The following is a 15,566-nucleotide window of genomic DNA, read 5'->3' as shown; positions in this document are numbered from 1 at the left end:
TGGCGCGTTAGGCCGTGGAGGGTTACGCAGTGGCGCGGCGGCGGCGCGCGAGGATCGCGTCAAGGTTGTCCGACGCTGCGGTCACCTCTTCTACGAGCTCGGCGGGGCGCTCGGCGCGTGCGGGCGCGGACACGGCGTACGACGCGCCCGCGTAGTCGGACTCGTCCAGCGGACGCGCAGATTGTGGCCGCACCGCGGGCTTGAGCGTGTAGGCAGGGGCGGGAAGTTCACGCGGTGCCCAGTTCGCGTCATCGTCCTGCCACGCGGGATGCACGGCGGGTGTCGCCGACGTGTGGGGTGGCTCTTCAACGGACGGGAGTACCGGGCTGGGGATGGGCGCCGGCACCGCGAGCGGCGCGAGGTCCGCAGCGGTGACCACGCGGATCGCCTGCGTCTCAAGGTCTGACGGCTCGGCGTCAACGCCAGCAGCACGCTCGGCGGCGACGCGGCGCAGCGCCTGGGTTGCCGTGGCCGCAGCCTCAACCTCACGCGCAACAAGGTGCAGGTGCGCGTCGGCTGCGCGCTGCGCAGACGCGGCACGCGCCCCCGCAACGAGCACGCCACCAAACAGCGCGGTCAGCACTGCGGCGAGAACAGCGGGGAACGGAGTAACAGCCGCGAGCACCCAACCCGTCACCGCGACAAAGCCAGCGATAGAGGCCACCCGGGCACGGCGTCGGGCAGTGGCCTTGCGATCCGCGATCACGGCCGCACGATCGCCGCGAAGCGCGATGGCCTCGCGCTGGGCGGACACGGCCGCGCGCTCAAGCGGGCCTGCCGGGCGGGACATGCGCTCCTCACCAAGCGCCGCAATCTGCGCGCGGGCGGCCCCAGTGACAAGCAGCGGCACCTCGCCGGAATCGGAAGAGGGCCGGGAGTGCGCGGTCTCGACGCGGCGGGCGCTCGCCTTAACAACGCGCATCTGAGCGGAGTAGCGATCCTCGGTGCGGACCAGCGCGTAATCGGACCTCTCCTTGATTCGCTGCGGGATGACGAACGCGAGAACCAAGCCGAGTCCGACAATCGCGAGGAGCGCTGCTGGGACCATGAGATGACGGTACGGGCGCCGCGCACCTAAGCCGCGGATATTCGCGGCGTGTCAGTCAGCAGTGCGCGCAAAGACGCGATGATCGCGCCAATCGCCGTCAATAAAGAGGTACGAGCGGCGCATCCCCTCGTCCGCGAAACCCAGCTTCCGCACCACCGCGAGGCTCGACTCGTTCTCTGGCCGCACCGCGATCTCGAGCCGGTGCAGCCCTTGCGCGAAGCCGTAGTCGACGAGTAGTTGCACCGCCCGCGGTGTGTACCCGTGGCCGGCATAGTCCTGCGAAATCCAGTAGCCAACGGAACCCCCACGCTCCGCGCCCCACCGGATCCCGCCGATGCTCGCCCTGCCAACGAGCAGCCCGTCCACCAGCACAACGGCACCGAACGCCTCGCCCTTTCGCCATGCCCGACGCTCCTGCCGCACAAAGGCGGGAAAGGTCACCGGCTCTTGGGGGACGCCGGTGGGGATGGTCGCCTCCCACGGCTTGAGCCATCCCCGGTTGGCCGCGCGGACGTCGAGCCAGGCCAGCTCGTCGGTGCGGCGCAGCGGCCGCACCTCAACGATACCGTCGCGCAGCACGGGAAGCGGGAAGCGCACGGCGCGTGCCTACCGATCCCAGACGGTGCAGCGCACCTCGTCGCCAACGGCGGCGTTGGTGACGTCGGCGCCAATCCAGGCGATGCCGTCGGACCTCGCAAGCGCCCCAAGCGACACGCCGCCCCTGCCGTCACCAAGCGGAGTGGCGCGCACGATGCCGTCGCCGTCGAGCTCGAGAGTGACGGGCACGGCCTCCATCGCGCCGCGAGTGGACGGCCACGGCTTGGACAGTTCCGCGCGAATGGTGACGCGCTGCACCTCGGTGAAGCCGCTCATGGCGCGCAACGCGGGCCGCGCGTACGCCTCGAAGGCGATGAGGGCGCTCGCGGGGTGACCCGGCAGGGCGATGACGGGCGTGTTGCCTTCCGCGATGCGGCCAATGCCGTGACGCGAGCGCGGCAACAGGTTGAGATCGACGAGTTCGCCGGTGCCGATGGTGCTGAGGACGTCGACGAGCGCATCGGAGCCACTCGCGGACAGGCCGCCGGTGGTGATGATCGCGTCGGCGCGCACCACTTGGTCCTCGAGGGCGGCGGCGATAGCAGCCGGATCATCCGGAAGCGCGCCCACGCGATAGGCACGCGCGCCCGCGTCCTGGACCAGCGCGCTGAGCATGTGGGTGTTGGCCTCTGGCACGCCCTCGACGCCCGCCTTGGCGTCCACCAGTTCGGAGCCGATCGCCACCACCACTACGCGCGGCACCGGACGCACCTTGATGCGGGCTCGGCCAATCGCGGCAATGAGGCCCAGTTCGCGAGGGCCAATGCGGCGCCCGGCCGGCACGATGATCTCGCCCGCGGTTGCATCGAAGCCCGCTCGACGCACGTTCTCTCCGCGCAGGATGGAGCGGGACAACTGAACCGTTCCAACCCCGCCGTCCGTGTCAGCGGTAGCTGCCACAGCGTCGGCCCCTCGCGGCATGGGGGAACCCGACGTGATGCGCACGGCCGTTCCCCGCACCAAGACGCGAGGTGTGCGCTCGCTCGAGTCCACGTCATAGGCCACGGGAAGGGCCACGGGGTGGAGAGCGTCGTTGGAGGCGATCGCGTAGCCATCCGCGGCGGCCTGGGGGATCGCGGGGTACGGCTGTGGCGAGGACACATCCTCTGCCGTGACCGCGCCCAGCGCGTCGCCGAGCGCCAGATCAATCGCCTCAACGGTGCCAAGAAGTTCGGTGAGTGCGGCCCTGTGCTGCGCGACCGTCGTCATGTCGCCGAGCCTAGCGACTCACCGGAATGCAGACGAAAGATTTACTTTCCTTTGGCACAATGGCGGCATGACGGTTCACACCGCCCCGATGCAACCCGACGAAGCCAAAGTGGCGCTGCGGGCCTCCATCCGGCGCCAACGCCAACAACGCGCGGAGCGGCGCCTCGCGGAACACGCGGACGCACTGTGCAGCCAAGTGTTGGAGTTGGACGCGATCAAGGAGGCGCGGTGCGTCTCGGTCTATGCGTCTAGGCCCCACGAGCCCGGCACGATCCCCCTCATCGAGGCGCTCCACGCTCGCGGTGTGCGCGTGCTGATTCCTCTGCTTGGGGACGGATTGCAGCGCGGCTGGGGCGTCTATGCGGGGGCGGCGGATCTCATTGAGCGCGCGCCCGGCCGCCCCCCAGAGCCGTCCACCGAGTTCCTCGCGGCCGACGCCCTCGACGAGGCCGACGTGGTGATTGTGCCCGCGCTCGCCGTGGACTCAACGGGCACGCGCCTTGGTCAAGGCGGCGGGTGGTACGACCGCGCGCTCGCGGACGTGCGGCCTGGCGTTCCGATCATCGCGCTCACGTTCGCCGGCGAGGTTCGCGATGACGCCGAAGAGCCGCTCCCTCGCGAGGAGCACGACGTCCGCGTGCACGGCGTCATCACCCCTGAGGGCTACACGCCGCTTCCCAGGTAGAATCCTCCGGTGCCCACGTACTCTTTCGCCTGCACCTCCTGCGGACACCGCTTTGATGCGGTGATGTCGATCCACGACTCCGCCACCCCCGTGTGCCCCGAGTGCGGCAGCGAGGTCCGCAAGGTCTTTGGTTCGGTTGGCGTGACGTTCAAGGGGTCCGGCTTCTATCGCACGGACTCGCGCGAGAAGCCCGCGAAGGCGTCCTCGTCCTCGAGCGGCTCGTCGGGCTCTTCCGACTAGTGAGTCACCCTGCGCGTAGTCGCAGGGCCGGCCGGCGGCACCAGACATAACGGCCCGACGCTGTGGTAGCGTCCCGTTTGTCGGCTTTGGTCGGCCCGGGGGATCCAATGGAGGGTTCCGCGGATAGCCACGATAGGGGGCGTGGTGTTCGTGAAGCACTCGCGCATGTGTGCGACAGGGGGGGCGTGCTAACTAGCGCGGCTCTCGTGTCATTCATTGGGCTGACGCCAGCGTCAGCTGACGAGGTAGATCCGCTCACCGTGGTGGCGGACGTTGTGCCGTCGGTGCTTGCGGAGGCAGCACCGATTGAGGTGGACCAGTCGCAAGGCGTGGGGCAGGTGGATGTCACGGTGGCGTCGGACGCTGCAGAAGGCATCAGGCTTAGCGGTGCTGGCGCTGAGAACCTCAGCATCGGCTTGCCGTTCGCGGATGACGCTCAGTTTGTGGCCAACAGTGGTGAACCGTTCTTCGACAACGGCAACGGCAGTTCCACTGTCCCGCTGGTCAAGGACGACGGCAGCGTGCAGATCCTCACCACGATCGACAACGCGGACGCACCGAGCACGTGCGCGTACGACCTCGATCTCGCGGCGGGTGCATCGCTGTCGCTCACTGCCACCGGCGGCGCCGTAGTTACTGAAGAGGATGGCAGGATCACCCTCGCCATCGCCGAACCACGGGCCCTGGACGCGAACGGCGACGCGGTGCCCACTCACTACACCGTGAACGGCACCACCCTCACCCAAGTCATCGAGTTCACCGACACCACCGCGTTCCCGGTGGTCGCGGATCCCAGTTTCAGCCTCGGCTGGGCCGTTTACGTCAAGTACAGCAAGGCAGAGGTGAAGAGGCTGGCTCCCTCTAGCGTTGGTGCCACCACAGCTAAGGCCATAAGTGCGGCCGTCTGCGGGATAATTGGGGCCGCGCTCACAAGTACTGCGAGCCCCTTCATTGGCGTGCCCGTTGGCATGGTGTGCGGCGCGCTGTCGTCGGCATACGTAACGTCAGTCGCGAACACCTTCAACTCCGCAAAGGCGAACGGCAAATGTGTCGAGATGCAGTTCGCCTACATATCGGGTGTACCCGTCTCATGGAAGCCGTACTCATGTTGAGGACCAACGGCATGAGAGTGCTCGTAGAGTCGGTCGTCCTCGGGGCACTACTGACCGCCACTAACCTGCTTCCAGATTCGCTCTCGGCCTTTCGAGTTGACTGGTGGCTGATTGCGATTGCGACGGGCACTTACGTGATCGTCCGGCTTGCCGTATTGGCATCGGGCGAACGGCGCCAGCGCGGCGACTCAGCCACTTAGGGCCGAGCTCGAACCGAGCGATTCTGCTCCGGCTCGTGGACGTCATTCCAGATCGGGTCAAGTGTTGCGCTCCTAACCGCCGCGCCACACTCCTCGCGCTGAATCTCACCCCATTCTGTGAGGCACACCGAGTCGCATGCACCTTTGGCAAACGTGCAGCTCGTGACTAGTCCTGGCCCCAGTGCGGCGGACGGTCGCGCTTCAGCTCGTCGTCTCGTCCGCCTGATTCGCGCCCGCCCCAGCTCGCGTCCTCGTCCTCCCACGCGCGCGTGGGGATGAGCGGACGGTCCACACCCTTGTGAGGGGTTTGCGACACGGCCCGGCGCTGTGGCTGAGCGAGTTTTGGAACCCCAAATCCCATCGTGGGCGGCTTGGGTTTGGTTGAGGCGGGTTCGGGTTCTGGCTCCGGCTCTGGCTCTGGCTCTGGCTCAGGCTCTGGATCTGACTCAGGCTCTGGATCCGTAGGTCCTGCGATCGGCTCCGCCGCCGCAGGATGACCCTCTTCAGGCTCCGGCTGAGGCTCTAGTTCCGTGGGTCCTGCGATCGGCTCGGCCGCGGCAGGATGACCCTCGTCGAGCTCCGGCCCAGGCTCAGTGTCCTCGACAATCATCGGCTCGTCAGCGGGGTCTTCAATGTCGAAAACCTCTTCGGCCTCAATATCCTCCGCAGACCCCTTCACCAACGGGATCGCGATGGTGGGCAGCGCCGCGGTCAGCGCCGCGATCTCGGCATCGAGCGCGCCGCGGATCGCATCGAGCGCCGCCTCGGGATCGGTGAACACGTCGAGCGTCCATAGCGGCACCACGATCCACCCAAGGCGCTCGAGCCGCGAGACTTGCCAGCGCAGCCGATCGCGAAGGCTCACGGCCACTCCTGGCTGCGCCTCGTCGGTGACAACCGCCACGCGATAGCCGCGGTCGCGCGGACCACCCACCGCGAGGGCGATGGTGTCCGCCCCAGCGCCGTAGCGCAGCCTCACCGCGTAACCCTCCGCGCGCAAACGCGTGGCGATGTCCGTGAGCAACCAGTCGCTCGGGCCAGGCTCTGGCCGCTCGGCCTCGGCGGGGTTGGTCTCGCCGCGCGCAACAAGGTCGCGCAGCGCATCGATGGCCTCGGGATCCGTGAGCCCGTCTGCGATGTCACTCAGGTGATCGGCATCGAGGGCGGTGACGATCGTGACTCGAGCGTGTGAAGCCACGAGCGCTTGGGCGAGCGCTTGCTTGCCCCAATCCGATTCGAGAACCCCAAGCCCACCGGGCAAACCGCCACGCTGATCACGCGCGAACCCTAGCGAAATGATCACTTCGTCAACATCGATACCGCCAGCCTCGCCCATGGCGACCACGGCAACCCGCTCAGCCGTAGCGTCGTCCCGTTCCTGGATGGCGGTGCGCAAACGGTTAGCGTGCACGTCATTACCAGCAACGATGGCGAGCGAGCGGCGGGGAATCGTGCGTGCGTTGGCGTCCACAAGTTCAAGCACGGCCATGACCTCGGCGCGCGTGGACTCGACGGCGTCGTGACCTGCGGCGGGCGATCCCACGGCGTCGAGCACCGTGACCGCAAGCCGCGAACCGGACCCCGCCGTGGGCAACGGCTGCAGCACGCGGCCATATGCCATGGTGCCGAGCACCATCGTCACGCGAGGATCGCGCGGCTGCGGAGCCACGGGCATGGTGACGCGCGGCAGCAGCGCGGCAAGCACCGAGACCGCAGACCGGGTGGCGGCCTCCGCGTCGCCAATCACAATGACCTGCCGCGCTCGAGCGATTGCGGGAATGGTCTCAGCGAGCGCGAGCGACTCCGCACCCGCGATGATCACGGTGTCGATGACGCGCTGCGCGGGCACGATCCGCGCCACTTGCTCCGCCGTGGCGAGCACCACGGGCCGCAACGAGCCAACCACGGGCCCAAACGCGGTCCACAGCCCGCGATACGAGGAGTTCGCGCCCTCCATGAGCGCGGCAAACAGGTCTCGCGCCTCATTGGGGTGGCGAGCGATCGCGCCCCGCCGGCGCTCGGCCACCGCGCGCATGAGCGGCCCAACGCGAAGCTCGGCGAAGCCTTCGTCGGCGTCGATGAACTCAGCCACCGCACGCCCAAGCGCACCCGGGGAGGCGAGCCGGTCGTCGGCCGCAAGGATGGCCTCATAGGCGGACGCCCACCAGGCAAACTCAAGATCGCGCCGCACCTGGTCAGGGCCGGCGTTGCGGGACCGCAGATCCTCGAGCAGGCCGCCAAGGCCAACGTCCTCGATGTCGCGGTCAAGGGGGCGGGCGCGCGCGGCCTCGAGGGTGCCGGGGATGCCCTCGGCGAGCTCAGTGAGGATGCGCGTCATGTCATCCCACGGAAGGTCTGGGAGGTCATCGCGGCCCGTGACGCGCCGTACCGGGTCCCCGATGCGCGCCCACAGCCGCAGCACCTGCTCCACGCGGTCGCCAAAGATGTCGAAGTCATCCGGAACCACGGGCCAGCCGCCCGACGAGGCCATGGCCCGCCAGCGCAACGCCTGGTCGTTCGCGGCCACCAGCTCGGCGTGCAGGTTGGCCTTTGACCGCCCTGGCCGCAGTAGCTCAACGGCCCGGCGCACGAGCGCCCGGCGGTCTCTACGCGCGAGCGCCGTCTCGCGCTCCCCCGCCGGCGCTGTGGCGTCGACGATGTCGTGGAGCGAGCGATGGAACACGGCGGGCGAGAAAATCTCGAGGGTGGAGCGAAGGTCGGTGAACAGCGTCACCTGGTCCGCCCAATGCGCGAGCGACGTTGCCTCGTCCACGCCCGTCTCGTGGGACGCGAGCGCGGCCTCGGTGCGCATCTTGGGGATGTGCCTCACCAAGAGCGTCGCGAGCGCCTCGTCGAGCGCCGCGCCTTCCTCTGGGTTATCGGTGATGGGTGACCACCACGGCACCAGTTCAATGCCCGACGTTGTGATCGGGGCGGTCTCGGTGGTCACCTCGTCTGGCTCACCAAGGCGCTTGACGATCGCGTCTGCCACGGACGCGAAGCCGTGCTCCGCGATGACAGAGCCAGCGGCGCCGTCGAGTCTCACGAGAGTCTGTGGAGCGGGCTCCGTCGAGGTGAGACGCACGATCGCCTGCACGGCATCGAATGCGCTCACGTCCCACGGGCGGTGGGTGCGGTGCAGCGCATCGAAGCGCGATTGCGCCACCCTGCGCGCCTGCAGCAGGCGCTCGCCGGCAAAGCGAATCTGGGCGTCGTCGACATCGACTCCGCCCATCGTGATGGAGTTCAGCAGGCGCGAGCGGGCGGTCGAGTCCGCCGCGCCATCCACGGCGATGTCACCTGCTCCCGAGTGGTCGAGCCGCGTGGTGATCTGGCGCAGCAGCGACTGCTTGCCTGCGACCACGAGCACGCACCGGCCGGACGCGGCGCCATCGGCGCTGATCGCGGCAACCATGCCCGCGGTGTCGAAGCCAGGGCCGCCTTGGATGAACATCGAGCGCCCCGTGGCAACGGCGTCGAGCGCCGCAAACTGAGCATCGTCGAGGTCGCCGATGCCGCGCTCCGCAAACGGGTCCCTGTCTCCCGTGGCGAACGCGGGCACGGGAACGGCAAGACGGCCGATCGCCTCTTGGTCGCCGGCAACGGCGGCGATGATGTCGGACTTGCGAAGCTCCGTGCCCAGATCGTCAAGATCGTCGACGAGGCGCTGCTCGGGGTCGTCGAAGGCGCCGAGCAACAGTCGCTCCCGCACCTCAAAGCCGGGCCCAAACGCGTCACCAAGAGCGCGCACCGCGTTCCACACGGGCCGCGGGTCAAACGCGGAGCCACCGGCGGCCTTGGGTACCAGGTCAACCACAGCGTCGGCCCTTTGGGGGGCGCGCTCACGCAACTCCGAAACGAAAACCGGGTTGAGCGAGACCTCGTCGAGCATCGTCACGAACGCGTCGTTGCCGCGCGCGTCGTCCCACATGACAGGGCGCATTACGAGCGGCAGTTCGCGCGCGTGGCCGTCCTCGCTCCAGACGACGGTGCCTACGACGAGGGCGGCGGTCCACACACCGGTGGCGGCCCTCACTGCATCTGCGGCGGCGCGGATCACGGTGGCCCTGTGCTCGGCGGCGACGCGGGCCTCGTCGTCCCTGATAAGGGAGCTCAGCAGCGTGGGGCGGTTGGCGAAAAAGGGGGCGAGGCCGCCGGGGTGGGCGCCAGCCAGGTCGATGAGGTCGGCGCGCGAGTAGGTGAGGTCGCGCAGCGCGGATACGGTGGCGCTGGCGCGCAACTGATCGCGCCATTCCTGCAACGCTTCCGCCACGAGCGCGCGACCGATGTAGTCCACCACTCCCCTACGGTATCGAGGCGGTTGCGGACCACACGGTCACCACGCCGCCGCGGGCGGGAGAAGGAAGGGACGCGACGGCTCGTAGTGCTGGGCTCGGTCCCCGCAACAGCCCTGACCAATAAGGGGCACGTTGACCGGTCTCAATCGCCTCAAAGTGGCTCTGAGTGGTCAGGGGTGTTGGTGGGTGGGCGTAACGGCGCGCAAGGGCGCCGGGGCCGCGCTGGCGCCGGGAAAAAGAAGACAGTGCGCGCCGACTTAGTCAGACGACACGCACTGCTGGACTGATTGTGCTGCCGCTCGCGATGGGCGTCAATTCTTGGGCGTGTCGCGCCGCACCACGTCCCTTATCCGGGGCACCACCACGCCCTCGGCGGCCATAACCTCCCTGGTCTTGCGGCGGTTTCGCAGTACCCCCACCACGCCAGCAACCCACACCAGCAGCAGCGAGGCGAACGCCACGCGGTACTGGTTCAGCGTGTACTCGGTTGCCCCAGGAGGCGAGACCACCTGCAACACCACGCCCACCAGCAGCACGCCGATGATCGTCGACGTGAAGCCACCGATGTTCACGAAGCCGGTGGCCGTTCCCAGCCGCTCCGAAGACGAAAACGAGCGGGCAAAGTCGATGCCAACCAAAGAGATGGGCCCGCCCATCCCGATCACAGCGCAGAACACCGCCAGCTGCCACCAGGGCCGCGGCGTGCTGAAGCTCAAGAGCACGATCCATGCGGCAAGGGACGCGATCGCGGAGCCCAGCACAATCCACGTGCGCCGCAACGGGTGGCGAGCGGTGAGAACTCCCGCGATGGGGCCGGTGATCATCGCCGCAATCGTCAGCACGATGAGCAGGCCACTCGCTTGCGCGGGCGTGAGACCCTGCGCGGTCACGAAGAACGGCACCCCCCACAACAGCGCAATCACGTTCGCCGAGAACGGCGGCAAGAAGTGGCTCCAGAAGCCGAGCCGCGTGCCCACATGCTCCGTGGCAAGGCGAATGGACGCCCAGAAACGATCGCGCTCGTGCTCAATCGACCCGGGCACCGGCCGCGGCATGCGCACCCACGTGAAGGCGATCGCAGCAGCGCCCACGCCCACCACCGCGAGCGTGCTGAACGTCACCTCCCACCCGTGCGCGTGGAGCAGCCACGCCACCGGAATGGCGGTGGCAAGCTGACCCGCCTGGCCGATGAGTCCCGTCACTTGCATCAGCACCGGCACCCTGCGGGCAGGGAACCAGTGGGCGATGAGGCGGCCCGCGCTAATGAAGATGGGCGCATCGCCCGCGCCAATCAGGATGCGCGCGGCGATCGCGAGCGCCAGGTGATCGCTGAAAGCGAGCAGCAACTGCCCCGCGGCCATCACGAGCGATCCCGCCGTCATCATGGTGCGCGGCCCAAAGCGGTCAAGCAGATGACCGGAAGGGATCTGCATCGCCGCATAGGTGGCCACCTGGGTCACGGACAAGATCGCGAGTCCCGTGGCCTCCACGTTGAATCTCTCGAGGGCCTCAACGCCGGCGACTCCGAGCGCCGTGCGGTGCGTGACGGCGACGAAGTAGACCACCACGGCCGCCACGTAGATGCCCCAGACCCTGCGCTGGGTGGCGAGGGCGGAGGTCACGGCTTCAAGGGTATGCCCGACGCTGGGGCTGGCTTACGCGCCTCCGTCGCCCGGGTGTACGCCCGCGTCCGCGTCGCGAGCGTGCGCCTCGAGAAAGGCATACAGCTCCCGGTCGTCGACGCCCGGGTACGTGCCCTGCGGCAGCGGCGAGAAGATGTGCGCGTGCACTCGGGGACTGGCCCAAGCCTTGCCGTCCCAGCGAGAGGCGACCGCAGCGTCGGGCCTGCGGCAGCAACTGGCGTCAGGGCAGCGCGAAACTGCCCGCTCGCGTGACTCGCGCCCGCGGAAGTACTTGGATTCGTCGAACGGCACGCCGATGGTGATCGAGAACTCACCCGCGTCGGTGGCGCCGGTTTGGGTGGACTCGAAGAAGGTGCCCGCGGGGGTGTCCGTGTATTGGTAGTACTCGGTGGTGCGGGCGCGGCGAGCGAAGGCGCGCCGGGCGCTCCAGTGGCGGCACACGAGCTGGCCCTCCGTGGAGCCAGTGACGTCAACGGGAAGGGGCAGGCCGTCGTTCTCGTACGCCTTGATCACCGAGCCGTCGCCGTCCACACGCAGCACATGCAGGCGCATCCCCAAGTGCGCGGTGGCGAGGTTGCTGAAGCGCAGCGCGGCCGCCTCGTGGGTCACGCCAAAGGCGTCGCGGAGGTCCTCGATGGCGATGTCGCGCTCGTCGCGCGCCTTGGTGAGGAACGCGACCGTTGCGGTGCGCGGCATGAGGCATGCGGCGGCGTAGTAGCTCGCGTCTTGCCGCTGGCGCAGGAAGTCCTCGTAGTCCGCTGGCGCCTCGTGGCCAAGGCGCACGTGGGCCATCGCTTGAAGCGCGAGCGAGCGCAGGCCGTGGCCACCAGGGATCGACGCCGGCGGAATGAAGATGCGGCCGTTCGCGAGGTCTAGGACGCAACGTGCGCTGTGTGGGAGGTCGTCGACGTGCACAATCTCCAGACCGAGCGACTCCGCCATCACACCAACGGTGCGGTGGGTGAGCGCCCCCGAGACGTGGCCGGCGGCGGTGACGTCCGCCTCGCCAATCTCCTCGATGTCCGGCAGGTAGTCGTTGAGTTCTTGCATGCGCAGGCGCTGACGCGTGTTGGCGCGGCGAGCCTCCTCTGGCGTGGCGATCGCTTGGCGTGATCGGCGGTCGAGTTCGCGGTGCAGGCCCACCAGCGCAGTGAGCGCGTCGTCGGGGAGCGAGCGGCTTGGCCGCAGTTCCGGGAGGCCAAGTTCGCGATAGGTGGTGCCGCGCTGGGCACGCTCCAGTTCCACCTCAAGCGCGTCCCTGCCCGACGGCGGGGTTTGCTCAATGAGGTCGGCAACAGTGACGTTAAGCGCACGTGCGATGGCGGAGAGCAGGGTGAGTCGTGGCTCACGGCGCCCGTTCTCGATGAGCGAGAGCTGGCTTGGCACCACGCCAACGGTCTCGCCGAGCTCCGCGAGCGTGAGGTCCGCTCCGTTACGGAAGTGCCGAATGCGCCTGCCGACGTAGCTGAGATCCTCCACGGATTCACGCTAGCGAAATTTCGGCCAAATTTCTCTGCGAGATTGTGCGTGTCGCTGCTGTTGAGGCTCTTACGGTGAAGAAGTAGCCAGATTTTCCCGCGAACGCCCCCGGAGTCAGCGATGACCGTCACCGCCCCACCCGTCACTAGTTCCTTCGCCGTGCCCCGCGATGTTGCCGAATGGGTGGACCGCATTGCGGACCTCGCCCAGCCGCGAGACATCGTGTGGTGCTCCGGATCTCTCCCGGAGCGCCGTCACCTCATCGAGGAGCTCGTGGAGGCCGGGACGCTGATCCCGCTCAACCCCGACCTCCGCCCCAACAGCTACCTCGCGCGCTCCAACCCGCAAGACGTGGCGCGAGTCGAGTCCCGCACGTTCGTATGCACGCCGCGCGAGGAAGACGCGGGCCCCACCAACAACTGGCGCGAGCCTCTCGCGATGCGCGAAGAGCTGCGGTCACTGTTTGAAGGGGCGATGCGCGGCCGCACGATGTACGTGGTGCCATTCGCGATGGGCCCCGTCGGCGGCCCGCTCACGCGCTACGGCGTGCAAGTCACGGATTCGCCTTACGTGGTGGTGTCGATGGGCATCATGACGCGCATGGGCGCGCCCGCGCTCTCTCGTATCGCGGAAGGTGCGGCGTGGGTGCCCGCCGTGCACAGCGTCGGCGCTCCCCTTGGGTATGGGGAGACGGACGTGCCGTGGCCCTGCAACCCCACCAAATACATCGTGCAGTTCCCGGCAACGCGGGAGATCTGGTCGTTTGGCTCTGCCTACGGCGGCAACGCGATCCTCGCGAAGAAGGCGTTCGCGTTGCGCATCGCGAGCGCGCTTGGCCACGACGAGGGCTGGCTTGCCGCGCACATGCTGCTGCTCAAGGTGACGTCGCCTCAGGGCACGGCGCGGCACATTGCGGCGGCGTTCCCCAGCGCGTGCGGAAAGACCAACTTCGCGATGCTGCGGCCCACGCTTCCCGGCTGGAAGGTGGAGACGCTCGGCGACGACATCGTGTGGATTGGGCCGGGCTCCGACGGTCGGCTGAGGGCGATCAACCCGGAGGCAGGCTTCTTCGGGGTAGCGCCCGGGACGTCTCGCGAGACCAACCCGGTGGCTATCGACATGCTGGCCAGGGACACGATCTTCACCAACGTGGCGCTTACCGACGACGGCGACGTGTGGTGGGAGGGGCTCACGCCGTCGGCCCCTGACCACCTCATCGATTGGCAGGGCCGCGACTGGACGCCGTCCTCCCCGGAGCCCGCGGCGCACCCCAACTCGCGCTTCACGGTGGCCGCGCAGAACTGCCCCACGATCGCCGACGACTGGGACGCTCCAGAGGGCGTGCCTCTCGATGCAGTGGTGTTTGGTGGGCGCCGCGCCTCGAACGTGCCGCTCGTGGCGCAGGCGAACTCGTGGGAGCACGGGATGCTCATCGGCGCCACGCTGTCGTCGGAGCAGACGGCGGCGGCCGAGGGAACCGTGGGCGCGCTGCGCCGCGATCCCTTCGCGATGCTCCCCTTCTGCGGCCTCCACATGGCGGATCATTGGGCGGATTGGCTGGCGGTTGGCTCGTCGGTTGCGAACCCGCCGGCGGTGTTCCAGGTCAACTGGTTCCGCAAGGGTCGCGGTGGCCGGTTCCTGTGGCCGGGCTTCGGCGAGAACATCCGGGTTCTCGCGTGGATGCTTGGCCGCCTTGATGGCACCGCGCCAGGAGTCGACTCGCCCCTCGGCACCCTTCCGGCCGAGGGCGAGCTCGACTACCTATCGGCGGGTGTGTCTGGCGAGGAGTGGGGCGAGCTCATGTCCGTTGATCGACGGGCGTTGTTCGCCGAGTCCGACGACACCGAGCGCTACCTCTCGACGTTCTCTCCGCGCGTGCCCGTGGCGATCTACGCGCAACTGCGGCAGTTGCGGGTGCGGCTCGCGTCTGGCGAGTAGGGCCGAGTCAGCCTGCGGCCGGGTTGTCTACCTGCGGCCGCGCCGTCATCCGGCGCGAAGACGCAGGATATCGCTCCGCTCACGTGCGTCCCCTGAGTACGTGGGTGCCGTCCTCGGCAGTTTTCCGACCCTCATGTCCTCAGGGAAGACTCGCGCGGACCCACCCGGGTGCCGCTTGCTAGCCGAGACTCCGCAGCGGGTCAGCCCACTCGGCGGGTGCGATCGCGATGATCCCCTCACGCAATTCCGGACGGTCGTAGCACACGTCCTCAAATGCTCCGGTGAGCACGTGATCCTCCTCCCAGTCGTTCTGCGCGACGCGGCGGAGGCGCGCCAGGAGCGGTACGGGATCGATCTTCCGGTAATGGAGCGCGCGGTAGAGCGGATCAGTCACGAGAAAGCTGTAGCGATGCTCGCGGGTCTCCCCCGGTTCCAGTTCACCACCCATCCACACGTACGCCTCGATGGCCTGCGCAAGATTGATCTGCGGGTCCGCCCATCCCGCCTCATCCTGCCCCTCGGCGCATTGCCCCGGGCCAAACATGTGCAGGCTTAACGTGGCCCAGGGCTCCTCCTCGGACCGTTCGAAGATCGCGTGGATAGTCGCTGGGTGGCGCTCCTCAATACCGTCCTTGATGACCGCACAGGTCACGGCCAGCGATTGTTCATCGGTCGCTGAGTTCAGCAGCACCTCGACGAAGTCGATCGGTTCGGCACCCTCCCGCAACCTGCGGAGGACAGCCACACGCCCGGGCCGCGCCTCCCATATCTGCTCTGGCGACGCGTCGGCCGGCAGGTCGATCCACGCACGGAACGCCATCGCGATCTCTCGGTCCTCGGCCTCGCTCATGGCCCGAGCGTAGCCACGACCCGCGGAAACTGACGGATCATCGCGGGATCGGACCGTCAGATGAGCCGTCGGCGCGGATTCTGACGGACCAGCGCGCGATCCGACCGTCACATTCCGCGCGCGGGCCACGAACTCCATGCCCGCGAGCCACGAGCTCCGCGCAAGCGTTCCAACAACAGTGCGCCTGGGCAGATTCGAACTGCCGACACCCGCTTTAGGAGAGCGGTGCTCTATCCCCTGAGCTACAGGCGCCGGGGCCTTACAAGG

General features: G+C 68.2%; 11 protein-coding genes and 1 tRNA gene. 4 read left to right on the top strand and 8 right to left on the bottom strand.

Annotated features, from left to right (window positions below):
• Nucleotides 1–22: 22 nt before the first annotated feature.
• The 3 genes from QM618_RS03955 to QM618_RS03945 are packed head-to-tail and all read right to left on the bottom strand — an operon-like array spanning nt 23 to nt 2,854.
• Nucleotides 23–1,048, bottom strand: a complete 1,026-nt coding sequence (locus tag QM618_RS03955; protein ID WP_428095159.1) for a hypothetical protein — start codon at nt 1,046–1,048, stop codon at nt 23–25.
• 51 nt (nt 1,049–1,099) lie between these two features.
• Complete coding sequence (locus QM618_RS03950) at nt 1,100–1,645, bottom strand: GNAT family N-acetyltransferase (RefSeq protein ID WP_428095158.1); 546 nt, start codon at nt 1,643–1,645, stop codon at nt 1,100–1,102.
• Nucleotides 1,646–1,654: 9 nt separating this feature from the next.
• Nucleotides 1,655–2,854 (bottom strand): molybdopterin molybdotransferase MoeA, encoded by a 1,200-nt coding sequence (locus QM618_RS03945; protein WP_428095157.1) that lies wholly within the window; start codon nt 2,852–2,854, stop codon nt 1,655–1,657.
• Between the two features lie 67 nt (nt 2,855–2,921).
• Here QM618_RS03945 and QM618_RS03940 point away from each other — a divergent pair, with 67 nt between their 5' ends.
• The 3 genes from QM618_RS03940 (at nt 2,922) to QM618_RS03930 (ending at nt 4,891) form a co-directional block, all read left to right on the top strand.
• Nucleotides 2,922–3,539, top strand: coding sequence for a 5-formyltetrahydrofolate cyclo-ligase (locus tag QM618_RS03940; RefSeq protein WP_428095156.1), 618 nt, complete (start codon nt 2,922–2,924; stop codon nt 3,537–3,539).
• Between the two features lie 9 nt (nt 3,540–3,548).
• Nucleotides 3,549–3,779 carry an FmdB family zinc ribbon protein gene (locus QM618_RS03935; RefSeq protein WP_428095155.1) on the top strand — a complete coding sequence of 77 codons (231 nt, stop codon included), beginning with the start codon at nt 3,549–3,551 and terminating at the stop codon, nt 3,777–3,779.
• A gap of 206 nt (nt 3,780–3,985) precedes the next feature.
• Nucleotides 3,986–4,891: a hypothetical protein gene (locus tag QM618_RS03930; RefSeq protein WP_428095154.1), complete on the top strand. Its 906-nt coding sequence runs from the start codon at nt 3,986–3,988 to the stop codon at nt 4,889–4,891.
• Nucleotides 4,892–5,257: 366 nt separating this feature from the next.
• Here the strand turns inward: QM618_RS03930 and QM618_RS03925 are convergent, their stop codons facing one another.
• The 3 genes from QM618_RS03925 to QM618_RS03915 all read right to left on the bottom strand — a co-directional run bounded on the left by QM618_RS03925 (nt 5,258) and on the right by QM618_RS03915 (nt 12,511).
• Nucleotides 5,258–9,391 carry a hypothetical protein gene (locus QM618_RS03925; protein ID WP_428095153.1) on the bottom strand — a complete coding sequence of 1,378 codons (4,134 nt, stop codon included), beginning with the start codon at nt 9,389–9,391 and terminating at the stop codon, nt 5,258–5,260.
• Nucleotides 9,392–9,700: 309 nt separating this feature from the next.
• Nucleotides 9,701–11,011: an MFS transporter gene (locus tag QM618_RS03920; RefSeq protein ID WP_428095152.1), complete on the bottom strand. Its 1,311-nt coding sequence runs from the start codon at nt 11,009–11,011 to the stop codon at nt 9,701–9,703.
• 33 nt (nt 11,012–11,044) lie between these two features.
• On the bottom strand, nt 11,045–12,511 hold the full coding sequence (locus QM618_RS03915; RefSeq protein WP_428095151.1) for a helix-turn-helix domain-containing protein: 1,467 nt from the start codon (nt 12,509–12,511) through the stop codon (nt 11,045–11,047).
• Nucleotides 12,512–12,631: 120 nt separating this feature from the next.
• On the opposite strand from QM618_RS03915, the gene QM618_RS03910 reads away from it, so the two are divergent.
• Nucleotides 12,632–14,449, top strand: a complete 1,818-nt coding sequence (locus QM618_RS03910) for a phosphoenolpyruvate carboxykinase (GTP) (protein WP_428095150.1) — start codon at nt 12,632–12,634, stop codon at nt 14,447–14,449.
• Nucleotides 14,450–14,627: 178 nt separating this feature from the next.
• On the opposite strand, the gene QM618_RS03905 is transcribed toward QM618_RS03910, so the two are convergent.
• Both QM618_RS03905 and QM618_RS03900 read right to left on the bottom strand, forming a co-directional pair.
• Nucleotides 14,628–15,299, bottom strand: a complete 672-nt coding sequence (locus QM618_RS03905) for a hypothetical protein (protein ID WP_428095149.1) — start codon at nt 15,297–15,299, stop codon at nt 14,628–14,630.
• Between the two features lie 179 nt (nt 15,300–15,478).
• Nucleotides 15,479–15,551: transfer RNA gene (locus QM618_RS03900), tRNA-Arg, on the bottom strand.
• Nucleotides 15,552–15,566: the final 15 nt, after the last annotated feature.

Origin of the sequence: Demequina sp. (assembly GCF_049841215.1) — a bacterium.
GTDB lineage: Bacteria > Actinomycetota > Actinomycetes > Actinomycetales > Demequinaceae > Demequina.
Note: the sequence above shows the minus strand (reverse complement) of the source record. Positions and strands in the feature narration are given on the sequence as shown.